The organism is Streptomyces glaucescens, from assembly GCF_000761215.1.
GTDB classification, from domain to species: Bacteria; Actinomycetota; Actinomycetes; order Streptomycetales; family Streptomycetaceae; genus Streptomyces; species Streptomyces glaucescens_B.
The window spans coordinates 3,468,411-3,490,567 of sequence record NZ_CP009438.1 but is presented as its reverse complement, the minus strand read 5'-3'; the positions used below and the strand labels follow the sequence as shown (position 1 = coordinate 3,490,567).

19 protein-coding genes are annotated in these 22,157 nt (G+C 74.1%); 13 read left to right on the top strand and 6 right to left on the bottom strand.

The features are described 5' to 3' along the window. Positions 1 to 29: 29 nt before the first annotated feature. Positions 30 to 1,019: a hypothetical protein gene (locus tag SGLAU_RS14995; RefSeq protein ID WP_043501869.1), complete on the top strand. Its 990-nt coding sequence runs from the start codon at positions 30 to 32 to the stop codon at positions 1,017 to 1,019. 36 nt (positions 1,020 to 1,055) lie between these two features. On the opposite strand, the gene SGLAU_RS32915 is transcribed toward SGLAU_RS14995, so the two are convergent. Then, positions 1,056 to 1,805, bottom strand: coding sequence for a sporulation protein (locus SGLAU_RS32915; protein WP_052413765.1), 750 nt, complete (start codon positions 1,803 to 1,805; stop codon positions 1,056 to 1,058). Between the two features lie 57 nt (positions 1,806 to 1,862). Then, positions 1,863 to 2,645: a TetR/AcrR family transcriptional regulator gene (locus SGLAU_RS14985; protein WP_043501868.1), complete on the bottom strand. Its 783-nt coding sequence runs from the start codon at positions 2,643 to 2,645 to the stop codon at positions 1,863 to 1,865. A 97-nt stretch (positions 2,646 to 2,742) separates the two neighbouring features. Here SGLAU_RS14985 and SGLAU_RS14980 point away from each other — a divergent pair, with 97 nt between their 5' ends. Continuing rightward, positions 2,743 to 3,708: a daunorubicin resistance protein DrrA family ABC transporter ATP-binding protein gene (locus SGLAU_RS14980; protein ID WP_043501865.1), complete on the top strand. Its 966-nt coding sequence runs from the start codon at positions 2,743 to 2,745 to the stop codon at positions 3,706 to 3,708. Further along, positions 3,705 to 4,526, top strand: a complete 822-nt coding sequence (locus tag SGLAU_RS14975; protein WP_043501863.1) for an ABC transporter permease — start codon at positions 3,705 to 3,707, stop codon at positions 4,524 to 4,526. The genes SGLAU_RS14980 and SGLAU_RS14975 overlap by 4 nt, the downstream gene beginning before the upstream one ends. 87 nt (positions 4,527 to 4,613) lie before the next feature. Here SGLAU_RS14975 and serC read toward each other — a convergent pair whose 3' ends face one another. Continuing rightward, on the bottom strand, positions 4,614 to 5,732 hold the full coding sequence (serC, locus tag SGLAU_RS14970; RefSeq protein WP_043501862.1) for a phosphoserine transaminase: 1,119 nt from the start codon (positions 5,730 to 5,732) through the stop codon (positions 4,614 to 4,616). A 141-nt stretch (positions 5,733 to 5,873) separates the two neighbouring features. On the opposite strand from serC, the gene SGLAU_RS14965 reads away from it, so the two are divergent. Continuing rightward, positions 5,874 to 8,723 (top strand): FAD-binding and (Fe-S)-binding domain-containing protein, encoded by a 2,850-nt coding sequence (locus SGLAU_RS14965; RefSeq protein WP_043501861.1) that lies wholly within the window; start codon positions 5,874 to 5,876, stop codon positions 8,721 to 8,723. Between the two features lie 242 nt (positions 8,724 to 8,965). After that, positions 8,966 to 9,898, top strand: a complete 933-nt coding sequence (locus tag SGLAU_RS14960; protein WP_043501859.1) for an EamA family transporter — start codon at positions 8,966 to 8,968, stop codon at positions 9,896 to 9,898. A 57-nt stretch (positions 9,899 to 9,955) separates the two neighbouring features. Here SGLAU_RS14960 and SGLAU_RS14955 read toward each other — a convergent pair whose 3' ends face one another. Both SGLAU_RS14955 and SGLAU_RS14950 read right to left on the bottom strand, forming a co-directional pair. Then, positions 9,956 to 10,234 (bottom strand): DUF397 domain-containing protein, encoded by a 279-nt coding sequence (locus SGLAU_RS14955; RefSeq protein ID WP_043501857.1) that lies wholly within the window; start codon positions 10,232 to 10,234, stop codon positions 9,956 to 9,958. After that, a complete protein-coding gene (locus SGLAU_RS14950; RefSeq protein WP_043501854.1) occupies positions 10,194 to 11,039 on the bottom strand; it encodes a helix-turn-helix domain-containing protein in 846 nt (281 codons plus the stop codon). The genes SGLAU_RS14955 and SGLAU_RS14950 overlap by 41 nt, the downstream gene beginning before the upstream one ends. Positions 11,040 to 11,157: 118 nt before the next feature. On the opposite strand from SGLAU_RS14950, the gene SGLAU_RS14945 reads away from it, so the two are divergent. From SGLAU_RS14945 to SGLAU_RS14910, 8 genes are all read left to right on the top strand, one after another. Further along, a complete protein-coding gene (locus SGLAU_RS14945) occupies positions 11,158 to 11,973 on the top strand; it encodes a TIGR03084 family metal-binding protein (protein ID WP_043501852.1) in 816 nt (271 codons plus the stop codon). After that, positions 11,970 to 13,646: an acyclic terpene utilization AtuA family protein gene (locus SGLAU_RS14940; protein WP_043501850.1), complete on the top strand. Its 1,677-nt coding sequence runs from the start codon at positions 11,970 to 11,972 to the stop codon at positions 13,644 to 13,646. The genes SGLAU_RS14945 and SGLAU_RS14940 overlap by 4 nt, the downstream gene beginning before the upstream one ends. Beyond that, positions 13,643 to 15,241 (top strand): acyl-CoA carboxylase subunit beta, encoded by a 1,599-nt coding sequence (locus tag SGLAU_RS14935; RefSeq protein ID WP_043501848.1) that lies wholly within the window; start codon positions 13,643 to 13,645, stop codon positions 15,239 to 15,241. The genes SGLAU_RS14940 and SGLAU_RS14935 overlap by 4 nt, the downstream gene beginning before the upstream one ends. A gap of 9 nt (positions 15,242 to 15,250) precedes the next feature. Beyond that, complete coding sequence (locus SGLAU_RS14930) at positions 15,251 to 17,098, top strand: acetyl/propionyl/methylcrotonyl-CoA carboxylase subunit alpha (protein WP_043501847.1); 1,848 nt, start codon at positions 15,251 to 15,253, stop codon at positions 17,096 to 17,098. 75 nt (positions 17,099 to 17,173) lie between these two features. Continuing rightward, positions 17,174 to 18,310: an acyl-CoA dehydrogenase family protein gene (locus tag SGLAU_RS14925; RefSeq protein ID WP_043501845.1), complete on the top strand. Its 1,137-nt coding sequence runs from the start codon at positions 17,174 to 17,176 to the stop codon at positions 18,308 to 18,310. Between the two features lie 27 nt (positions 18,311 to 18,337). Then, the gene (locus SGLAU_RS14920; RefSeq protein WP_043501843.1) at positions 18,338 to 19,906 is read left to right on the top strand and encodes a 4-coumarate--CoA ligase family protein; all 1,569 of its coding nucleotides are present in this window, start codon (positions 18,338 to 18,340) and stop codon (positions 19,904 to 19,906) included. Beyond that, entirely contained in the window at positions 19,903 to 20,637 is a 735-nt protein-coding gene (locus tag SGLAU_RS14915; protein ID WP_043501842.1) for an enoyl-CoA hydratase family protein, read from the top strand. The genes SGLAU_RS14920 and SGLAU_RS14915 overlap by 4 nt, the downstream gene beginning before the upstream one ends. Before the next feature lie 4 nt (positions 20,638 to 20,641). Continuing rightward, positions 20,642 to 21,271, top strand: a complete 630-nt coding sequence (locus tag SGLAU_RS14910) for a TetR/AcrR family transcriptional regulator (protein WP_052413764.1) — start codon at positions 20,642 to 20,644, stop codon at positions 21,269 to 21,271. Positions 21,272 to 21,409: 138 nt separating this feature from the next. Here the strand turns inward: SGLAU_RS14910 and pdxH are convergent, their stop codons facing one another. Continuing rightward, on the bottom strand, positions 21,410 to 22,117 hold the full coding sequence (pdxH, locus tag SGLAU_RS14905) for a pyridoxamine 5'-phosphate oxidase (protein ID WP_078958050.1): 708 nt from the start codon (positions 22,115 to 22,117) through the stop codon (positions 21,410 to 21,412). Positions 22,118 to 22,157 lie beyond the last annotated feature (40 nt).

Sequence of the window (22,157 nt, the reverse complement as noted above, 5' to 3'; positions counted from 1 at the left end):
ACACGGGCCGGGGGTGGCAGGCTTGGGGCATGCGCCGAACGTTCGTGCTCCTCGCCGCGGCCCTCGTCACCGGGGCGCTCGCCATGCCGCCCGCCTCCGCAGCCGAGGCGGGCGAAGGGTTCACCATCAAGGACCCGCGCATCACCGAGTCCAGCGGCCTGGCCGCCTCCCGGCAGCACCCGGGGATCTACTGGACCCACAACGACAGCGACGACGGCGCCCACCTGTACGCCGTGGACAGCCGGACGGGCGAGACGGTCGCGACGCTCACGCTCACCGGGGTGGGCAGCCCGCGGGACGTCGAGGCGATCTCCATCGGGCCGGACGACCAGATCTACGTGGGCGACATCGGCGACAACCTCGGCGGCAGCTGGCCGCACGTGTGGATCTACCGGCTGCCCGAGCCGAAGACCCTGAAGGACGCGACGGTGCCCGCCACGCAGTACGTGGTGACGTACGCGGACGGCGCGCGGGACGCCGAGTCGCTGGTGGTGCACCCGAGGACGGGGCGCGTCTACATCGTCGACAAGGACGAGCGGGGCAGCCACCTCTACCAGGGGCCGCCCGAACTGACCGCCTCCGGCGGCAACGTGTTCACGCGCGTCGCCGACGTCCCCGACCTGGAGGCCACCGACGCCGCCCTGTCCCCGGACGGCGAACGGCTCGTCGTGCGCAGCTACTTCGGGGCGGTCGCCTACGACTGGAACGGCGGGCGGATCGAGCGGACCGGCCGGCTGAGCGTGCCGTTCCTCGGCCAGGGCGAGTCCGTCACGTACACCGCCGACGGGTCGCGGCTGATGTACGGCGCCGAGGGCGCGGGGAGTTCGGTGGAGCCGGGGGAGGCGCCCGGCGGCGGGACCGGGGGTTCCGGGTCGCCCGCGCCGGCGGGCGGGACCGCGCGGGACGACGACGGGGACGACGACGGAGGCGGCGGGATCAGCATCGGCAGGGGCGCACTCGCCGTGGGCGCGGCCGTGGCCGCCCTGGTGGGGCTGAGCAGGCTGCGGCGCAGGAAGTGAGCGCCGGGGCCCGGCGGGCGGGCCCCGGCGGGCCGGTCAGGCCCAGTACGAGCGGATGTGCTCCTCGACCGCCTGCCGCCACGCGGCGCGGTCGGGTTCGCCGGCGGGCAGTGTCACCGGGGGGTAGCCGCCGGGGTGGACGTCGAGTGCGTCGGGGCGGGTGATGAGCACCGTCTCCAGCTCCTGGGTGCCCCGGTTCCAGGAGGCGGGGAACCAGAAGTCCAGCTCCTGCCAGAAGGGCGCGGTGCGGCGGTCCTTCATCCGGTCCGGCCAGCGCTCCCTGCCGAGCTTGACCTCGGACTCGTGGAAGCGGAAGCCGAGGTCCTGGTAGACCTGGAAGAGCAGTTCCTGCGCGGGCAGCGCGTGCACCTCGATCTCGTCGAAGTCGCCCTTGTCCGCGGCGCTGTCCACGGCCAGTTCGGTGCGGACGGCGACGCGGCTGCCGGACAGCCTCAGGCCCCGTTCGTGGGTGAGCGGCATCTCCCAGGGCACGTCCAGCGCGATCCGCCGGACGACGGTCCCGCCCTGCGGCAGCCGGAAGGGGCCGACGGCCGTCTCGGTGACGACGTACGGGTTGTTCCAGCCGGTGGAGCCGTCCGGCTCCAGGTCCTCCGCGCGGACGACGAGTTCGAGCCGCAGCCGCTCCACGTCCAGGTCCGCGCCGCCGCCGCGCACGGTGACCTCGCACTGGAGCGGGGCGCCGGGCCGGACACGGGCCGTGGTGACGACGGTGTCGACGGACGGCGCGCCCGGGCCGAGGGTGCGCAGGAACGTACGAAGTGCCATGTGGTGGGTTCCCCTCCCTGAGCCGGCGGTTCACCGTGAAGCGCCGACGGCGGGAGCCTACGTGTCCGCTGATCGCTCCCGGGCCCGCTGTGACACGAACACGTCCAGTCCGTCGAGGATCCGTTGCAGTCCGAACTCGAAGTGGTCGAAGTCGGAGCTCCAGGTGTCGTCGGACAGGCCGGCCATGACGGGGTAGCGCCCCGTGGTCATGACCTTCTCCAGGACCGGGGCCTGGGCGGCGAAGAACTCGGCGGTGGTCAGCCCGGACCGGCGCTCGGCCTCCTCCTGGTAGACCTGGGTGCGCGCGGCGCCGACGACGTACGAGTCGATCACCAGGATCGCCGAGATCAGCTCGGGGTCGCTCAGTCCCATCGGCCGGATCCGGGAGAGCACCTTCTCCATGCCGTCGAGCGCGCTCGGGCCGAGGATCGGCCGGGACTGGTTGACGTGCAGCAGCCAGGGGTGGCGCCGGTAGAGGGCGAGGGTGGCGCGGGCCATGCCCTCCAGGGCGGAGCGCCAGTCGTCGCCGAGGCCGTCGGGGTCCTCGCCCGGGCGCTGGACGCGGTCCAGCATGAGGTCGAGCAGCTCGGCCTTGCCGGGGACGTACCGGTACAGCGACATGGCGCTGGTGCCCAGCTCGGCGCCGACGCGGCGCATGGAGACCGCTTCGAGGCCCTCGGTGTCCGCGACCCGGACGGCGGCCTCCACGATCTGGTCGAGGGTGAGGGCGGGCTTGGGGCCCCGGCTCGGGCGCGGGCCGGTGTCCCAGAGCAGTTCGAGGGTGCGGACGATGTCGCCGCTGCCACTGGTGTCGGTCATGCCCTTGTCGCCGCTCGTCATGACCTCAGCTTAAAACCCCCGGAAAAAAACTGCTTACGGCGTACGCGCAATCGGGTACGGTGTAAGCAGTTGAGGGGTCAAGGGGAGGAAGAGAGCGATGGACGGTTACGCGGTACACGCCGAGGGCCTGGAGAAGCGGTACGGCGAGAAACGCGCCCTGGACGGCTTCGACCTGGCCGTCCGCGAGGGCACCGTGCACGGCCTGCTCGGTCCGAACGGGGCCGGCAAGACCACCGCCGTGCGCATCCTGTCCACGCTGATCCGGCTGGACGGCGGACGGGCCGAGGTGGCCGGGCTCGACGTGGCCCGCCGGCCCCGCGAGGTGCGCGCCCGGATCGGCCTCACCGGCCAGTACGCGGCCGTGGACGAGGTGCTGACCGGCCGCCAGAACCTGGAGATGTTCGGCCGCCTCTTCCACCTCGGCGGCCGACGGGCCCGGCAGCGGGCGGCCGAACTGCTGGAGCGGTTCGACCTGACCGCGGCGGCCGACAAGGGCGTGAGCGGCTACAGCGGCGGCATGCGCCGCCGCCTGGACCTGGCCGCGTCGATGATCCTCGCCCCGGCCGTGCTGTTCCTGGACGAGCCGACCACGGGACTCGACCCGCGCAGCCGGGGCGAGGTCTGGGAGTCGGTGCGGGCCCTGGTGGCGGGCGGCACCACGGTCCTGCTGACCACCCAGTACCTGGAGGAGGCCGACAAGCTGGCCTCCCGCATCACGGTCATCGACCAGGGCCGCGCCATCGCCGACGACACCCCGGACGGGCTGAAGGACCGGGTCGGCGGCGACCGTATCGAGGTGGTGGCCGCCGACCGGGCGGACCTGCCGCGCGTGGCGAAGGCGATCGCCCGGGTCTCGGACGGCGAACCCGAGTCCGACGACACCGAGCTGCGCGTGCACGCGCCGGTCACCGACCGGGTGGCGGCCCTCACGGACGTCGCCCGCACCCTCCAGGACGAGGGCGTGAAGGTCGAGGACATCGGGCTGCGCAGGCCCAGCCTCGACGACGTGTTCCTGCGCCTGACCGGACACCGCGCCAAGCAGGACGAGGAGACCGCGGCATGACCACTGCGCAGCTCACCGAGGCACCCGCGCGCGGACGCGTGTACTGGCTGCTGGCCGACTGCTGGAACATCGTCCGCCGGGGCCTGACCCACTACCAGCGCCAGCCGGTCAACATCGCCTGGCAGCTCGGCTTCCCGATCCTGTCGGTCCTCCTGTACGGCTACGTCTTCGGCAGCGCCATGCAGGTGCCCGGCGGCGGGGACTACAAGGACTTCCTGATGCCGGGCATGTTCGTCATGACGATGGCGTTCGGCTTCATCAACACCGCGACGGTGGTGGTCCACGACTCGACGAAGGGCGTCATCGACCGCTTCCGCTCGATGCCGATGTCGTCGTCGGCGGTGGTGGCGGGCCGGGGCGTCACCGACCTGCTGGTGGCCTGCGCCGAGCTGGCCATCATGATGCTGACCGCCCTCGCGATGGGCTGGCGCCCGGACGGCGGCTGGGCCTTCGCCGGCGCGTTCGGCCTGCTGCTGTGGCTGCGGTTCGCCCTGATCTGGGTGGGTGTCTGGCTCGGGCTGATCGTGCCCAACCCGGAGGCGGCGGGCGGCCTGTTCGCGGTCGCCTTCCCGCTGACGATGATCTCCAGCATCTTCGTGGCCCCGCAGCTGATGCCCGACTGGCTCGGCTGGGTCGCCGCCTGGAACCCGATCTCCTCGACGGCCGCCGCCGCCCGCGACCTGTTCGGCACCCCGGCCGGCCACGGCGACTCCTGGGTGGAACAGCACGCGCTGCTGATGTCCGCGCTCTGGCCGCTGGTCCTCACGGCGGTCTTCCTGCCGCTGGCGGTACGCCGGTTCCAGCGGCTCAGCCGCTGAGGCACGGGGCGGACGGGCCGGACACGACGAGGGGCGCCCGGTCGGCACCGGGCGCCCCTCGGCCGGGTCGATCGTCCCGCGGGTGGGTCAGAGCTTGTCGATGACGTAGTCGATGCACTGGGTCAGCGCCTCGACGTCCGACGGCTCGATCGCCGGGAACATCGCCACGCGGAGCTGGTTGCGGCCCAGCTTGCGGTACGGCTCGGTGTCGACGATGCCGTTGGCGCGCAGCACCTTGGCGACCGCGGCGGCGTCCACCTCGTCGGTGAAGTCGATCGTGCCGATGACGGCCGAGCGCTTGGCCGGGTCGGCGACGAACGGGCTGGCGAACTTGACGTCCTCGGCCCAGCCGTACAGCGTCCGCGCGGAGGTGGCCGTGCGGCGCACCGCCCAGTCCAGGCCGCCCTGGCCGTTGATCCACTCAAGCTGCTGGTTCAGCAGGAACAGCGTCGACAGGGCCGGGGTGTTGTACGTCTGGTTCTTGCGGGAGTTGTCGATCGCCGTCGGCAGCGAGAAGAACTCCGGGATGTGGCGGCCGGAGGCGTGGATCCGCTCGGCGCGCTCGATCGCCGCCGGGGAGAACACGCCGATCCACAGGCCGCCGTCGGAGGCGAAGGACTTCTGCGGGGCGAAGTAGTAGACGTCCGTCTCGGCGATGTCGACCGGGAGGCCGCCCGCGCCGGAGGTGGCGTCGACCAGGACGAGCGCGCCCTCGTCGGCGCCCTCCACCCGCTTGACCGGCATGGCGACACCGGTCGAGGTCTCGTTGTGGGTGAACGCGTAGACGTCGGCGCCCGCCTCGGCCCGCGGCTCGGGGTGCGTGCCGGGGTCGCTCGCGATCACCGTCGGCTCGGCCAGCCAGGGGGCCAGCTTCGCGGCCTTGGCGAACTTCGAGCTGAACTCGCCGAAGGTGAGGTGCTGCGACTTGTTCTCGATCAGGCCGTGGGTCGCGATGTCCCAGAACGCGGTGGAGCCGCCGTTGCCGAGGACCACCTCGTAGCCGTCGGGCAGCTGGAACAGCTCGGAGATGCCCTCGCGCACCTGGCCGACCAGGTTCTTGACCGGGGCCTGGCGGTGGGAGGTGCCGAGCAGGGACGTACCGGTGGCGGCCAGGGCGTCCAGCGCCTCCACCCGCACCTTGGAGGGACCCGCGCCGAATCGACCGTCCGCGGGCTTGATGTCAGCAGGAATCTGGATCTCAGCCACGAGACGGAGCGTATCCGGTCGCCGAAACCCCGCGGAGACGTGTCCGTCGGATGAGACGAGATCTCCGCCCCGTGGACCTGTGCTGATCTACGAGCGGACCGCCCGGCCGTCACTGTCGGTGGCCGGATGCATGCTGGAGGCATGACGGATCTCGAAGCCGAACTGCGGGCCGCCGTGCGGGGCGAGGTGCGCTTCGACACCACGGCGCGGGCGCTCACGACCATGGACGCGTCCAACTACCGGCGCGTCCCGCTGGGCGTCGTCGCGCCCCGGGACGCCGACGACGTCGTGGCGGCGCTGGGCGTGTGCCGGGAGCGCGGGGTGCCGGTGGTGGCCCGCGGCGGCGGCACGTCGATCGCGGGGCAGGCCACGGGGACCGGGGTGGTGCTCGACTTCACCCGGCACATGAACCGGGTGCTGGCCCTGGACCCCGGCGCGCGCACGGCCGTCGTCCAGCCGGGACTCGTCCTCGACCGGCTCCAGGAGGCCGCCGCGCCGCACGGACTGCGCTTCGGGCCCGACCCGTCCACGCACAGCCGCTGCACCCTGGGCGGAATGATCGGCAACAACTCCTGCGGCTCCCACTCGGTCGCCTGGGGGACGACCGCGGACAACGTGCGCGAGCTGGCGGTGGTCACCGCGCGGGGGCGGCGGCTGCGGCTCGGGCCGGGCTGGGCCGGGGCGCCGGACGGGCTGCGCGCCCTGGTGGAGGGCGAGCTGGCCCGGCTGCGGACCGGCTTCCCGGAGCTGCCGCGCCGCATCTCCGGCTACGCCCTGGACGCGCTGCTGCCCGAGAACGGCGCCGACGTGGCCCGCTCCTTCTGCGGCTCCGAGGGCACCCTCGGGGTGCTGACGGAGGCGGTGGTGCGGCTGGTGGAGTCGCCGCGGGCGCGGGCCCTGGCGGTGCTGGGGTACGCCGACGAGAGCGCGGCCGCGGAGGCGGCGGCGGGCCTGCTGCCGTACCGGCCGCTGACCGTCGAGGGCATGGCCGCCGACCTGGTGCCGTCCCCGGCCGCGCTGCCGCGGGGCGGGGCCTGGCTGTTCGTCGAGGCCGGCGGCGAGTCGGAGGCGGAGGCACGCGCGCGTGCGGAGGCGGTCCGGCGGGCCGCCGACGTCGTCGACGCCCTGGTGGTGACCGACCCGGGCGGACAGCGGGCGCTGTGGCGCATCCGGGAGGACGCGAGCGGCACGGCGACCCGGATGCCCGACGGCACCGAGGCATGGCCCGGCTGGGAGGACTGCGCGGTCCCGCCCGCCCGGCTCGGCGCGTACCTGCGCGACTTCCGGGCGCTGCTGACCGCCCACGGCCTGCGCGGCACGCCGTACGGGCACTTCGGTGACGGCTGCATCCACGTCCGCATCGACTTCGACCTGCTGACCGGGAAGGGCGTGGCCCGCTTCCGTGCCTTCTCCGAGGAGCTGGCCGGCCTCGTGGTCGCGCACGGGGGATCGCTGTCCGGGGAGCACGGCGACGGGCAGGCGCGGGCCGAACTGCTGCCGAGGATGTACGGCGCGGGGACGGTGGCCCTCTTCGAGCGCGCGAAGGCCGTCTGGGACCCGGACGACCTGCTCAACCCCGGGATGCTGGTCCGCCCGCACCCCCTCGACGCCAACCTCCGCTTCGCCCCCCTGCCCCGCCGCCCGGTCGACGTGGCCTTCGGCTACCCGGCCGACGGCGGTGACTTCGCGGCGGCGGTCCGCCGGTGCGTGGGCGTGGCGAAGTGCCGTACGGCGACGGTGGGCGGCCCGGCCGTCATGTGCCCCTCCTTCCGGGCGACCGGCGAGGAGGAGCACTCCACGCGCGGGCGGGCCCGGCTGCTGCACGAGATGCTCGCGGGCGAGGTGATCACCGGCGGCTGGCGCTCCACGGAGGTCCGCGACGCGCTCGACCTGTGCCTGTCCTGCAAGGGCTGCCGCTCGGACTGCCCGGTCGGCGTCGACATGGCCACCTACAAGGCGGAGTTCCTGCACCACCACTACGCCGGGCGCCGCCGCCCCGCCGCCCACCACAGCATGGGCCGGCTCCCGGAGTGGCTGCGCGCGGTGGACCGTACGCGTACGGCCCCGCTGGTCAACGCGCTGGCCGCGGTCCCTCCGCTGGCCCGGCTGGGGAAGCGGCTGGGCGGGATCGCGGCGGAGCGGGAGATCCCGCGGCTGGCGCCACGCACGTTCAGCCGGTGGTGGCGGGCGCGGCGGCCGGCCGCGGGGGCGCGGGGCCCGGAGGTGGTGCTGTGGCCGGACACCTTCACCGAGCACCTGACGCCCTCGGTGGGCCGCGCGGCGGTCCGGGTGCTGGAGGCGGCGGGCCTGCGCGTGACGCTGCCGCCGGGCCGCCGGCCGCGGGTCTGCTGCGGCCTGACGTACGTCTCCACGGGCCAGCTCGACCGCGCCCGCGCCGTCATGCGCCGGACGCTGGACCTCATGGCGCCCGTGCTGGAGTCCGGCACCCCGGTGGTCGTGCTGGAACCGAGCTGTGCGGCGGCCCTGCGCACCGACCTGCCCGAGCTGCTGGGCGACGACCCGCGCGCGCGGCGCCTCGCCTCCCGTGTCCTCACCTTCGCCGAGGGCCTGGACCGCCTCGCCCCCGGCTGGATCCCGCCCCGCCTCGACCGCCCGGCCGCCGGCCAGACCCACTGCCACCAGCACGCGGTCCTCGGTGACGCCGCCGACCGCCGGCTGCGCGCCGCCGCCGGCCTCACCGGCGAACTGTCCGGCGGCTGCTGCGGCCTCGCGGGCAACTTCGGCTTCGAACGCGGCCACTACGCGGTCTCGGCCGCCTGCGCGGAGGAACAGCTGCTGCCCGCGGTCCGGGAAGCCCCCGAAGGGGCGGTGATCCTCGCGGACGGCTTCTCCTGCCGCACCCAGCTTGAGCAGCTCGGCGGGGTGCGGGGACGGCACCTGGCGGAGGTGCTGGCGCAGGCCCTGGCGGACGGCACGGACGCGCGGCCCGCCCCGGGGGAAGGATGGCGAGACTCCGGCCGCACGCGGTGACACGGGCCCGCGCCGCTGCTCCCGGGGGGCGGTGCCGGGCCGATGCCGTGGCGCGCGCACGCGTCGACGATCCGGCGGACGGCGGCCGACGGAGGCGGGCGGCGGCGTCGGCCGTGGTGATCGGCGACGGGGGCGATGTCAGAGGCGTCAGCACTTCACACACCTGTTTCAGTCCACTACCCTGGACTTCTGAGTACAGCGAGATGAACGAACGTCACCGAATCGAGCCCCCTGGACCGCCCGTGACCACCCCGGACACCGCCACGACCGCAGCCGTAGCCTCCCCGACCGCCGCACCCCCTGGCGCCCCGCGCCGCCTCGGCTCGCTCGGACCCGTGGGGCTGGTGTTCGCGGGCGGCGTCTCGGTGCAGTTCGGCGGCGCCCTGGCCGTGATGCTGATGCCGAGGGCGGGCGCGCTGGGGGTCGTCGCCCTCCGGCTCGCGGTGGCGGCGGTGGTCCTGCTGCTGGTGTGCCGCCCCCGCCTGCGCGGCCACTCCCGCACCGACTGGGGCACGGTCGTCGTCTTCGGCCTCACCATGGCCGGCATGAACGGCCTCTTCTACCAGGCCGTCGACCGCATCCCGCTGGGTCCCGCCGTGACCCTGGAGGTGCTGGGTCCGCTCGCGCTGTCGGTCGTCGCGTCCCGCCGCGCGGTCAACCTGGTCTGGGCGGGCCTCGCACTCGCCGGGGTCTTCCTCCTCGGCGGCGGGGGCTTCGGCGACCTCGACCCGGTGGGCGCGGCGTTCGCGCTCGGCGCGGGCGCGATGTGGGCCGCGTACATCGTCTTCAGCGCCCGCACCGGCCGCCGCTTCCCCCAGGCCGACGGACTGGCCCTGGCGATGGCGGTCGGCGCGGTGCTGTTCCTCCCGCTGGGCATCGCGGAAGCGGGCGGCAAACTGCTCGATCCGGTGACCGTGGGGCTCGGCGCGGCGGTGGCCGTCCTCTCCTCCGTCCTCCCCTACACCCTCGAACTCCTCGCCCTGCGCCGCCTGCCCGCCTCCACCTTCGCCGTCCTCATGAGCCTGGAGCCCGCCATCGCCGCGACGGCCGGCTTCCTGCTCCTCGACCAGGCCCTCGCCCCCACCCAGGCCCTCGCCATCGCCCTGGTCATCGCCGCGAGCATGGGCGCGGTGCGGACGCAGGTGAGCCGGGGGAAGCAGACGGTGCTGGAGTGACCCAGGGCCTTTCGTTCGGATCAGCCCGCGACGCCGGGGTGATCCGAACGACAGGCCCTAGCCGAGCAGGTCCCCGGCGGCGGCGCCGACGAACGCCGCGAAGGCACCCGGAGCGACGGTGAACACGCCGGCGGCGGGGTCCTTGGAGTCGCGGACGGCTATGTGGGCACTGAGATCGGCGACCTCCACGCAGTCACCGCCGGTGTCACCGCTGTAGGAGGACTTCCGCCAGGTGGCGCTGCCGAGAGGTGCGCACTCGATGCATTCGCCGCCTGTGCCGCCGCTGTACGACGACCTACGCCACCGCGCTCCCGTCAAGTTCCGGCTGCTCTGCATAGCGTTCCTCCCGTACGCGGGCGATCAGCGCCGCCGAGCCCTCGATGGAGAGGGCTGCGGCCTGTAGGTGATCGTAACGATGCGAACAGTCCCTGACGACGCTGGGATTAGCGGTCATATACCCAGCATCGTAGTTTTCGGAGTAGCTGATGTCCGGGTCGCGGTCGAAGCGCAGGACCGTGAACGAGCCAGCAGTCGCGGGGTGGTTTCCTGTGCCGAGGGGCAGCACCTGTACGCGTACATGTCGACGATCTTGAAGGTCCAGCAGGTGGGTGAGTTGCTCCCGCATGACTTCCCTGCCTCCGAATGGCCTGTGCAGGACCACCTCGTCCAGTACGACCCAGATCAACGGCGGGTCGTCCCGCTTCAGAACACGCTGGCGGTCCATGCGGGCCGCGACCTGTTCATCGAGTGCGTCCGTCAGCCCCGCTTCCAGCACCGCCCTCGCATAGGCCGGAGTCTGGAGCAGCCCGTACACCACCTGTGACTGGAACGTGGCGATGTGGGTGGCCCGTGCTTCCAAGTCGGCGAACGGCCGGAACCAGCCGGGAAGTTGGCTCCGCAGCACCAGACCGACCAGCCGTGAGAACAACCCGTCCGTCCCCAGCGCCGCGTCCAGCCGCTCGGACAGCTCCCGCTGGGGAACCTTCGCCGCTGTCTCGATCTGCCCGATCAGGGACCCCGTGCAGAAGACGATCGAGCCGAGCTGCGCCTGGGTCAGCCCGGCCGCCTCCCGCGCCCGGCGCAGCTCGTACCCGTAGTAGTCCAGCGCGGAGGCGCTGGGGTCCAGTTCGCGGACGTACACACGGACCACCTCCCGTCACCGAGAGTAGCCTCACGCGCACACGTCGCAGGGGCGTTGTGGAAAACAAATCCATGCAAGCGTGCTTGATTGTTTCCTGGCCCGCTGCCATGCTCCCCCCATGGCCGACCCGACGCCCTCGCCGACGTCTCTGCCCGTCTTCGACGACCTCCGCGCCGAGAGCGACGAACTCGACGCCCTGGTCGCCGGGTTGACACCCGGCCGCTGGGCGCTTCCGACCCCCGCCGCCGGCTGGACCGTCGCCCACCAGATCGCCCACCTCGCCTGGACGGACCGCTCCGCGCTGCTCGCCGTGACCGACGCGGAGGGCTTCCGGGCGCTGGTCGAGAAGGCGCTCGCCGCCCCGGACTCCTTCGTCGACGAGGGCGCCGAGGAGGGAGCGGCGCTCCCGCCCGCCGAACTGCTGGCGCGCTGGCGGGACGGCCGTACCGCGTTCGACCGGGCGCTGCGCGCCGCCCCGGACGGTGCCCGCTTCCCCTGGTACGGGCCGCCGATGTCCGCCGCGTCCATGGCCACCGCCCGGCTCATGGAGACGTGGGCCCACGGACTGGACGTCGCCGACGCGCTCGGCGTCACCCGCGCCCCCACCGACCGCATCCGGCACATCGCCCGCCTCGGGGTCCGCACCCGGGACTTCGCGTTCTCCGTGCACGGGCTGCCGGCCCCCGCCGCCCCCTTCCGCGTCGAGCTGACCGGCCCGGCCGGGGAGCGGTGGGCCTACGGCCCCGAGGGCGCGCCCCAGCGCGTCACCGGGCCGGCCCTCGACTTCTGCCTGCTCGTCACCCAGCGGGCGAACCGCGCCGACCTCGCGCTGCGCGCCGCGGGCCCCGACGCGGACCGCTGGCTGGACATCGCGCAGGCCTTCGCGGGCCCGCCCGGCGCGGGGCGCCCGGCGAAGGGGGAGGGCACCCCGTGACCGTGCTCCGCGTCGGCAACGCCTCCGGCTTCTACGGCGACCGCTTCGACGCGCTGCGCGAGATGCTGACCGGTGGTGACCTGGACGTCCTCACCGGCGACTACCTCGCCGAGCTGACCATGCTGATCCTCGCCCGGGACCGGCTGAAGGACCCGGCCGCCGGGTACGCCCGGACCTTCCTGCGGCAACTGGAGGACACCCTCGGTCTCGCCCACGAGCGGGGCGTGCGGATCGTCACCAACGCGGGCGGGCTGAACCCGGCCGGGCTCGCCGACGCGGTGCGCGCCCTCGCGGACCGGCTCGGCATCCCCGTCCGGGTCGCCCACGTGGAGGGCGACGACCGCACCGCCGCGCACCCCGGCAGCCTCGCCGCCCACGCCTACCTCGGGTGCTTCGGCGTCGCCGCCTGCCTGCGGGAGGGGGCCGACGTCGTCGTCACCGGCCGGGTGACGGACGCCGCGCTCGTCACCGGGCCCGCCGCCGCCCACTTCGGGTGGGCGCCGACGGAGTACGACCGGCTCGCGGGGGCCGTCGTCGCCGGGCACGTGCTGGAGTGCGGGACGCAGGCGACCGGCGGCAACTACGCCTTCTTCCGGGACGGCGACGTCCGCCGGCCCGGGTTCCCGCTGGCCGAGATCCGCGCCGACGGCAGCGCGGTGATCACCAAGCACCCCGGCACCGGCGGGTTCGTCGACGTCGGCACGGTCACGGCGCAACTGCTGTACGAGACGGCCGGCGGACGCTATGCCGGCCCCGACGTCACCGCCCGCCTGGACACCGTACGGCTCGATCGGGACGGGTCCGACCGGGTGCGGATCGAGGGGGTGCGCGGGGAGGCCCCGCCGCCCGCGCTCAAGGTCGGCGTCAACCGGCTGGGCGGCTTCCGCAACGAGGTCGTCTTCGTGCTGACCGGGCTGGACATCGAGGCCAAGGCGGCACTGGTGCGGCAGCAGATGGGCGAGGCGCTGGCCAAGTCGCCGCCGTCCGAGGTCCGCTGGGAACTCGTCCGCACCGACCGGGCCGACGCCGCCACCGAGGAGACCGCGAGCGCCCTGCTCCGGCTGGTGGTCCGCGACCCGGACCAGGCCGTCGTCGGACGGCCGCTCACCGCCGCCGCCGTGGAACTCGCCCTCGCCAGTTGTCCGGGCTTCCACGTGACGGAGCCACCCGGGAAGGGCACGCCCTACGGGGTGTTCGAGGCCGCGTACGTCCCGCAGGGTGAGGTCGAGCAGGTGGCCGTCCTCCACGACGGGCGCCGGATCGCCGTGGCCGCGCCCCGGGACAGCCGCCCGCTGCGCCCGCTCGACGAGCCGCCGCTCCCCGAGCCGCTGCCGCCCGGTCCCGTGCGCCGCGCGCCCCTCGGTCTCGTCGCGGGAGCCCGCAGCGGGGACAAGGGCGGCGACGCCAACGTCGGGGTGTGGGCGCGGACGGACGAGGGCTGGCGGTGGCTGGCCCACACCCTGACCGTGGACGCCTTCCGGCGGCTGCTGCCCGAGACCGACGGCCTCGCCGTCGTCCGCCACACCCTCCCGAACCTGCGCGCCCTGAACTTCGTCGTCGAGGGGATCCTCGGCGCCGGGGTCGCCGCCCGGCACCGCTTCGACCCGCAGGGCAAGGCCCTCGGCGAATGGCTGCGCTCCCGCCACCTGGACATCCCGGAGGCCCTGCTGTGACGGTTCTCCCGTCCGCCCTGGACACCCGCGACCCCGCCTACGCGGCGAACCGCGAGGCCATGCTCGCCAAGCTCGCCGCACTCGACGCCGAGCACGCCAAGGCCCTCGCGGGCGGCGGCGAGAAGTACGTCGAGCGGCACCGGCGGCGCGGCAAGCTGCTCGCCCGCGAGCGCATCGAGCTGCTGCTCGACCCGGACACGCCGTTCCTGGAGCTGTCCCCGCTGGCCGCGTGGGGCAGCGAGTACGCCGTGGGGGCCTCCCTGGTCACCGGCATCGGGGTCGTCGAAGGCGTGGAGTGCCTGATCACCGCCAACGACCCGACCGTGCGCGGCGGCGCCAGCAACCCGTGGTCGCTGAGGAAGGCCCTCCGCGCGAACGACATCGCGCTCGCCAACCGGCTGCCCTGCGTCAGCCTCGTGGAGTCGGGCGGGGCGGATCTGCCGTCCCAGAAGGAGATCTTCATCCCCGGCGGGGCGGTCTTCCGGGACCTCACACGGCTGTCCGCCGCCGGGATCCCCACGATCGCGGTCGTCTTCGGCAACTCGACCGCCGGGGGCGCGTACGTGCCCGGCATGTCCGACCACGTGATCATGGTCAAGGAGCGCGCGAAGGTGTTCCTCGGCGGGCCGCCGCTGGTGAAGATGGCCACCGGGGAGGAGAGCGACGACGAGTCGCTGGGCGGCGCCGGGATGCACGCGCGCGTGTCCGGCCTCGCCGACCACTTCGCCGTGGACGAACCCGACGCCCTGCGGCAGGCCCGGCGGGTCGTCGCCCGGCTCAACCACCGCAAGGCGTACCCGGACCCGGGGCCCGCCGAGCCGCCGGAGTACGACCCGGAGGAGCTGCTGGGCATCGTCCCCGGCGACCTGAAGATCCCCTTCGACCCGCGCGAGGTGATCGCCCGGCTCGTCGACGGCTCCCGCTTCGACGAGTTCAAACCGCTGTACGGCACCAGCCTGGCCACCGGCTGGGCGAGCCTGCACGGCTACCCCGTCGGCATCCTCGCCAACGCCCGAGGGGTGCTGTTCAGCGAGGAGTCCCAGAAGGCCGCCCAGTTCATCCAGCTCGCCAACCAGCGCGACATCCCGCTGCTGTTCCTGCACAACACCACCGGCTACATGGTGGGCAGCCGCTACGAGCAGGGCGGGATCGTCAAGCACGGCGCCATGATGATCAACGCGGTGAGCAACTCGCGGGTCCCGCACCTGTCCGTGCTGATGGGCGCCTCCTACGGCGCCGGGCACTACGGCATGTGCGGACGCGCCTACGACCCGCGCTTCCTGTTCGCCTGGCCCAGCGCCAAGTCGGCCGTCATGGGCCCGCAGCAGCTCGCGGGCGTCCTGTCGATCGTCGCCCGGCAGTCCGCCGCCGCCAAGGGGCAGCCGTACGACGACGAGGCGGACGCCGCCCTGCGCGCCATGGTGGAGCAGCAGATCGAGTCCGAGTCGCTGCCGATGTTCCTGTCCGGGCGGCTCTACGACGACGGCGTCATCGACCCGCGCGACACCCGCACCGTCCTCGGCCTGTGCCTGTCCGCCGTCCACACCGCGCCCTACGAGGGCGTGCGCGGCGGCTTCGGCGTCTTCCGGATGTGAGGGAACCCCGTGATCACTTCTGTGCTCGTCGCCAACCGGGGCGAGATCGCCTGCCGGGTCTTCCGCACCTGCCGCGAGCTGGGCATCCGCACGGTCGCGGTGTACTCCGACGCCGACGACAACGCCCTCCACGCGCGCGTGGCGGACACCGCCGTACGGCTGCCGGGGGCCGCCCCCGCCGACACCTACCTGCGCGGCGACCTGATCGTGCGGGCCGCCCTCGCGGCCGGCGCCGACGCCGTGCACCCCGGCTACGGCTTCCTCTCCGAGAACCCCGGCTTCGCCCGCGCGGTCCTCGACGCGGGACTGGTCTGGATCGGCCCGCCCCCGGAGGCCATCGAGGCCATGGCGTCCAAGACCCGCGCCAAGGAACTGCTCGGCCTCACCCCCCTGCGCGAGGTCACCGAAGCCGACCTCCCCGTGCTGGTGAAGGCGGCGGCGGGCGGCGGCGGACGCGGCATGCGCGTCGTGCGGCGCCTCACCGACCTGGAGCGGGAGCTGGCCGCCGCCCGCGCGGAGGCACGGGCCGCCTTCGGCGACGACGAGGTGTTCGTCGAGCCGTACGTCGAGGACGGACGCCACGTCGAGGTGCAGCTCCTCGCCGACACCCACGGCACCGTGTGGGCGCTCGGCACCCGCGACTGCTCCCTCCAGCGCCGCCACCAGAAGGTCGTCGAGGAGGCCCCGGCACCCGGCCTGAGCCCCGAACTGACCCAGGAGCTGCACGAGACCGCCGTGCGCGCCGCCCGCGCGGTCGGCTACCGCGGCGCCGGAACCGTCGAGTTCCTCGTCACGGGCGACCGCGCGCACTTCCTGGAGATGAACACCCGCCTCCAGGTCGAACACCCCGTCACCGAGGCCGTGTTCGGCATCGACCTGGTCGCCCTCCAGATCCGCGTCGCCGAGGGCCACGCCCTGGACGACGAGCCGCCACCCGCGCGGGGCCACGCCGTCGAGGCCCGCCTGTACGCCGAGGACCCGGCGCACCACTGGGCCCCGCAGACCGGCACCCTGCACCGCCTCGCCGTCCCGGACACCGTCCGCCTCGACACCGGCTACACCGACGGCGACCCGGTCGGCGTCCACTACGACCCGCTGATCGCCAAGGCCGTCGCCCACGCGCCCACCCGCGCGGAGGCGATCCGCAAGCTGTCCGGCGCGCTGGAGCGGGCCGCCGTCCACGGCCCCGTCACCAACCGCGACCTCCTCGTGCGCTCGCTGCGGCACGAGGAGTTCACCTCCGGCCGCATGGACACCGGCTTCTACGGCCGGCACCTGGCGGAGCTGACCGCGCCCGCCCCCGACCCGTACGCCCCGCTCGCCGCCGCCCTCGCCGACGCGCACGGCCGCTCCCGCTTCGGCGGCTGGCGCAACCTGCCCTCCCAGCCGCAGACCAAGCGGTACGCGATGGCCGGCGAGGAGCACGAGGTCCGCTACCGGCACACCCGCGCGGGCCGCCTGGAAGCCGACGGCGTCCGCGTCCTGCACGCCGACGCGCGACGGGTCGTCCTGGAGGCGGACGGCGTCCGGCGCACCTACCCGGTGGCCCGCTACGGCGACGACGTCCACGTCGGCGGCACGACCCTGCGCGCCCTGCCCCGCTTCCCCGACCCCGCCGCCCAGCACGCCCCCGGCTCCCTCCTCGCCCCCATGCCCGGCACGGTCGTCCGCATCGCCGACGGACTGTCCGGGGGAACCGCCGTACGGGCCGGACAGCCCTTCCTCTGGCTGGAGGCGATGAAGATGCAGCACCAGATCACCGCCCCGGCGACCGGCACCCTGGACGCCCTGCACGTGTCCCCGGGACAGCAGGTCGAGGTCGGCACCCTCCTGGCCGTGGTCACCGCGGCCGGCTGACGGCGCGCGGCCGTACCGACGCGCGGCTGCGTGCGCGCGACCGCCCACCCACCACCCGCAGACCGAAGGACGCCGATGACCACCCACATCGAATCCGAGGAACACCGAGCCCTGCGCGCCGCCGTGGCCGCCCTCGGCACCCGCCACGGCCGCGGCCACGACCACCGCGCACTCTGGTCCGAGGCGGGCGGGCTCGGCTACCTCGGCGTCAACCTGCCGGAGGCGTACGGCGGCGGGGGCGGCGGCATCACCGAACTCTCCATCGTCCTGGAGGAGCTGGGCGCGGCCGGCTGCCCCCTGCTCATGCTGATCGTGTCCCCGGCCATCTGCGGCACCGTGATCGCCCGCTTCGGCACGGAGGAACAACGGCGGACCTGGCTCCCCGGCCTCGCCGACGGCAGCCGCCTCATGGCCTTCGGCATCACCGAACCCGACGCGGGCTCCAACAGCCACCGCATCACCACCACCGCCCGCCGCGACGGCGCCGACTGGCTCCTCAGCGGCCGCAAGGTCTTCGTCTCCGGCGTCGACATCGCCGACGCCACCCTCGTCGTCGGCCGCACCGAGGACGCCCGCACGGGCCGCCTCAAGCCCTGCCTGTTCATCGTCCCCCGGGACACCCCCGGCTTCGGCCGCCGCAAGATCGACATGGAACTCGACGCCCAGGAGAAGCAGTTCGAGCTGACCCTCGACGACGTCCGGCTGCCCGCCGGGGCGCTGGTGGGCGGGGGAGACGACGCGGGCCTGCTCCAGCTGTTCGCCGGGCTCAACCCGGAGCGGATCATGACGGCCGCGTTCGCGATCGGCATGGGCCGGTACGCGGTCGCCAGGGCCGTCGAGTACGCCCGCGACCGCACCGTCTGGACGTCCCCCATCGGCGCCCACCAGGCCATCGCCCACCCCCTCGCGCAGGCGCACATCGACCTGGAACTGGCCCGGCTGATGATGCAGAAGGCGGCCGCGCTGTACGACGCGGGCGACGACGCCGGAGCGGGCGAGGCCGCCAACATGGCCAAGTACGCCGCCGGGGAAGCCTGCGCCAGGGCCGTCGATCAGGCCGTGCACACCCTCGGCGGCAACGGACTCACCCGCGAGTTCGGCCTCGCCTCGCTCATCACGGCCGCGCGCGTGGCGCGTATCGCCCCGGTGAGCCGGGAGATGATTCTCAACTACGTCTCCCACCAGACCCTGGGTCTGCCGAAGTCGTACTGACACCCGCCCCCGCGCGAGGAGGAACCGATGTTCCGCAGCGAGTACGCAGACGTCCCGCCCGTGAACCTGCCCATCCACGAGGCGGTCCTGGGCCGCGCGGCCGAGTTCGGCGACGCGCCCGCGCTCATCGACGGCACCGACGGCACCACCCTCTCCTACGAGCAACTGGACCGGTTCCACCGGCGCGTCGCCGCCGGGCTCGCCGAGACCGGCGTGCGCAAGGGCGACGTCCTCGCCCTGCACAGCCCCAACACCATCGCCTTCCCCACCGCCTTCTACGCCGCCACCCGCGCGGGCGCCGCCGTCACCACGGTGCACCCGCTCGCCACCGCCGAGGAGTTCGCCAAGCAGCTCGGCGACTCGGCGGCCCGCTGGATCGTCACCGTCTCACCGCTGCTCGACACCGCCCGCCGGGCCGCCGAACTCGCGGGCGGCGTCCGGGAGATCCTCGTCTGCGACAGCGCGCCCGGCCACCGCTCCCTGATCGACATGCTGGGGTCCACGGCCCCCGAGCCGGAGCCCGCCCTCGACCCCGCCGAGGACCTGGCCGCCCTGCCGTACTCCTCCGGCACCACCGGCACCCCCAAGGGCGTCATGCTCACCCACCGGCAGATCGCCACCAACCTCGCCCAGATGGAACCCGCCATCGACGCCGGACCCGGCGAACGCGTCCTGGCGGTCCTGCCCTTCTTCCACATCTACGGGCTCACCGCCCTGATGAACGCCCCGCTGCGGCAGGGCGCCACCGTCGTCGTCCTGCCCCGGTTCGACCTGGAGACCTTCCTCGCGACCATCCAGAACCACCGCATCACCGCCCTCTACGTCGCCCCGCCGATCGTCCTCGCCCTCGCCAAGCACCCGCTGGTCGCCCAGTACGACCTGTCGTCCCTGAAGTACGTCATCAGCGCCGCCGCACCCCTGGACGCCGGGCTCGCCGCGGCCTGCTCCCGGCGCCTCGGCCTGCCGCCGGTCGGCCAGGCGTACGGCATGACGGAACTCTCCCCGGGCAGCCACGTCGTCCCCCTGGGCGCCATGCGGGACGCGCCCGCCGGAACCGTCGGCAAGCTCATCGCCGGGACCGAGATGCGGATCGTGGCGCTCGACGACCCCGGCAAGGACCTCGGGCCCGGGGAGAACGGCGAGATCCTCATCCGCGGCCCCCAGGTCATGAAGGGCTACCTGGGCCGCCCCGACGCCACCGCCGCGCTGATCGACCCCGACGGCTGGCTGCACACCGGCGACGTGGGGCACGTCGACGAGGACGGCTGGCTGTTCGTCGTCGACCGCGTCAAGGAACTGATCAAGTACAAGGGCTTCCAGGTCGCCCCCGCGGAACTGGAGGCGCTGCTCCTCACCCACCCCGGCATCGCCGACGCCGCCGTCATCGGCGTCCACGACGACAACGGCAACGAGATCCCGCGCGCGTACGTCGTGCGCCAGCCCACCGCGCCGGACCTCACCGAAGCGGAGGTCATGATGCACGTCGCCGAACGCGTCGCCCCCTACAAACGCGTCCGCCAGGTCGTCTTCACCGCCACCGTGCCCCGCGCCGCCTCCGGCAAGATCCTGCGCCGGGAACTGAGGGAGCGGGCATGACCGCGGTCCGGCGCACGCGCGCGCGGGGGATCGAGACCCTGACCCTCGACTCCCCGCAGCACCGCAACGCCCTGTCGGCGGCCCTCGTCGGCGAACTGACCGGCGCCCTCACCGACTGCGGCACGGACGACGCCGTCCGCGCGGTCGTCCTCACCCACACCGGCACCACCTTCAGCGCGGGCGCCGACCTGCGCGACCCGCCCCACCCCGACGCGCTCGTCGCCCTGCTGCGGCTGCTCGTCGAACTGCCCAGACCGGTCGTCGCGCGGGTCACCGGACACGTCCGCGCGGGCGGCCTCGGCCTGCTCGCCGCCTGCGACATCGCCGCCGCCTCCCACACGGCCACCTTCGCCTTCACCGAGGTGCGCATCGGCGTCGCCCCCGCCGTCATCTCCCTGCCGCTGCTGCCCCGCACCGACCCGCGCGCCCTCGCCCGCTACTGCCTCACCGGAGAACGCTTCGACGCCGCCGAGGCGGCCCGCATCGGCCTGCTCACCGCGGCCGGCGACGACGTCGACGCCCTGCTGGAACCCGTCCTCGACGGGCTGCGGCGGTCCGCACCCGAAGCCCTGACCGAGACGAAACGGCTGCTCACGGCTAGGGTGCTGGAGACTTTCGACCGGGACGCGGCCCCGCTGACCGCGCTCTCGGCCCGGCTGTTCTCCTCCCCGCGGGCCCGCGAGGGGATGACGGCCTTCCTGGAACGACGGGATCCCGAATGGGTGCTGTGACCGAATGAGCGCTGTGACGACAGACGACCCCGTGGACCGTGCCGACCGCGCGGACCGCGTCCCCAAGCAGGACCGCAGCAGGGCCACCCGGCAGCGGCTGCTGGCCGCCGCCGTGGCCTGCCTCGCCGAACGCGGCTGGGCCGGCTCCACCGTCTCCGTCGTCGCCGAACGCGCCGGCGTCTCCCGCGGCGCCGCCCAGCACCACTTCCCCACCCGCGAGGACCTGTTCACCGCCGCCGTCGAATACGTCGCCGAGGAACGCTCCGGCGCCCTGCGCGCCCTCTTCCCCGAGGGCGCGGCAGGCGACCGCCGGGCCGTCGTCACCGCCCTCGTCGACCTCTACACCGGACCCCTCTTCCGCGCCGCCCTGCACCTGTGGGTCGCCGCGTCCGACGAGGAACAGCTCCGCCCCCGGGTCACCGAACTGGAGGCCCGGGTCGGCCGCGAGACCCACCGCATCGCCGTGGAACTCCTCGGCGCCGACGAGACCCGCCCCGGCGTCCGCGAGACCGTGCAGGGCCTGCTCGACATGGCCCGGGGCCTCGGCCTCGCCAACCTCCTCACCGACGACGCACCGCGCCGCGACCGCGTGGTGGCCCAGTGGGCGGCACTCCTCGACGGGGCGCTGGACTGACCACGGGCACCCCGCCGGCCGGCGTCCGACGCCCGGCGGCCGACCCGGCGTCCGGCGCCCGGAGACCGGCCTCCGGCCCGGCGCCCGGTTCCGGGTGGTCGCCGCACCTGCCGCGACCGCCGCCCACGTGGCCCCGCCTCAGGGGCTCAGCCGCTCCACGCGCCAGCTCCCGTCCGGCCGCGCCACGTACCGCAGCCGGTCGTGCAGCCGGTTGTCCCGGCCCTGCCAAAACTCCACCGACTGCGGCGCCACCCGGAACCCGCCCCAGTGCGGCGGCACCGGCACCTGCTCCCCCTCCGGATAGCGCGCCTCCAGTTCGGCGTAGGCGGCGTCGAGCTCCGACCGGGCGGCGATCACCGACGACTGCGTGCTCGCCCACGCACCGAGCTGGGAGCCGTGCGGCCGGGAACGGAAGTAGGCGGCGGTCTCCTCCCGCCCGGTGCGCCGGGCCACACCCGAGACGATGACCTGCCGGGCCATCGGATACCAGGGGAACAGCAGCGAGACGTACGGGTTCTGCGCGAGATCCCGCGCCTTGCGGGAGCCGTAGTTGGTGTAGAAGACGAAGCCCCGCTCGTCGAACTGCTTCAGCAGCACCGTCCGCGAACTGGGCCGCCCCTCGGCGTCCGCCGTGGAGACGACCATCGCGTTCGGCTCGTACAGCCGGCCCTCCGTCGCGGCCTGCCGGAACCAGCGGGCGAACTGCTGCACCGGCGTCGCGGCGAGATCGGCCTCGGCGAGCCCCTCCTCCCGGTAGTGCTCGCGCATCACCGAGGGATCGGGAACGGGATCGGGGTGGGCGGTGAAGACGGCGTCATGCTCGGTCACGCCGTCATCCTGCCGCATCGGCCACGGCGGCCACCCCCGGCGCCGGGCCACGGTGTCC

What these genes read in the sequence shown, in the direction of transcription:
- SGLAU_RS14995 (WP_043501869.1), top strand. Translation starts at nt 30, where the DNA reads ATGCGCCGAACGTTCGTGCTCCTCGCCGCGGCCCTCGTCACCGGGGCG.
- SGLAU_RS32915 (WP_052413765.1), bottom strand. Translation starts at nt 1,805, where the DNA reads ATGGCACTTCGTACGTTCCTGCGCACCCTCGGCCCGGGCGCGCCGTCC.
- SGLAU_RS14985 (WP_043501868.1), bottom strand. Translation starts at nt 2,645, where the DNA reads ATGACGAGCGGCGACAAGGGCATGACCGACACCAGTGGCAGCGGCGAC.
- SGLAU_RS14980 (WP_043501865.1), top strand. Translation starts at nt 2,743, where the DNA reads ATGGACGGTTACGCGGTACACGCCGAGGGCCTGGAGAAGCGGTACGGC.
- SGLAU_RS14975 (WP_043501863.1), top strand. Translation starts at nt 3,705, where the DNA reads ATGACCACTGCGCAGCTCACCGAGGCACCCGCGCGCGGACGCGTGTAC.
- SGLAU_RS14965 (WP_043501861.1), top strand. Translation starts at nt 5,874, where the DNA reads ATGACGGATCTCGAAGCCGAACTGCGGGCCGCCGTGCGGGGCGAGGTG.
- SGLAU_RS14955 (WP_043501857.1), bottom strand. Translation starts at nt 10,234, where the DNA reads ATGCAGAGCAGCCGGAACTTGACGGGAGCGCGGTGGCGTAGGTCGTCG.
- SGLAU_RS14945 (WP_043501852.1), top strand. Translation starts at nt 11,158, where the DNA reads ATGGCCGACCCGACGCCCTCGCCGACGTCTCTGCCCGTCTTCGACGAC.
- SGLAU_RS14925 (WP_043501845.1), top strand. Translation starts at nt 17,174, where the DNA reads ATGACCACCCACATCGAATCCGAGGAACACCGAGCCCTGCGCGCCGCC.
- SGLAU_RS14920 (WP_043501843.1), top strand. Translation starts at nt 18,338, where the DNA reads ATGTTCCGCAGCGAGTACGCAGACGTCCCGCCCGTGAACCTGCCCATC.
- SGLAU_RS14915 (WP_043501842.1), top strand. Translation starts at nt 19,903, where the DNA reads ATGACCGCGGTCCGGCGCACGCGCGCGCGGGGGATCGAGACCCTGACC.
- SGLAU_RS14910 (WP_052413764.1), top strand. Translation starts at nt 20,642, where the DNA reads ATGAGCGCTGTGACGACAGACGACCCCGTGGACCGTGCCGACCGCGCG.
- pdxH (WP_078958050.1), bottom strand. Translation starts at nt 22,117, where the DNA reads ATGCGGCAGGATGACGGCGTGACCGAGCATGACGCCGTCTTCACCGCC.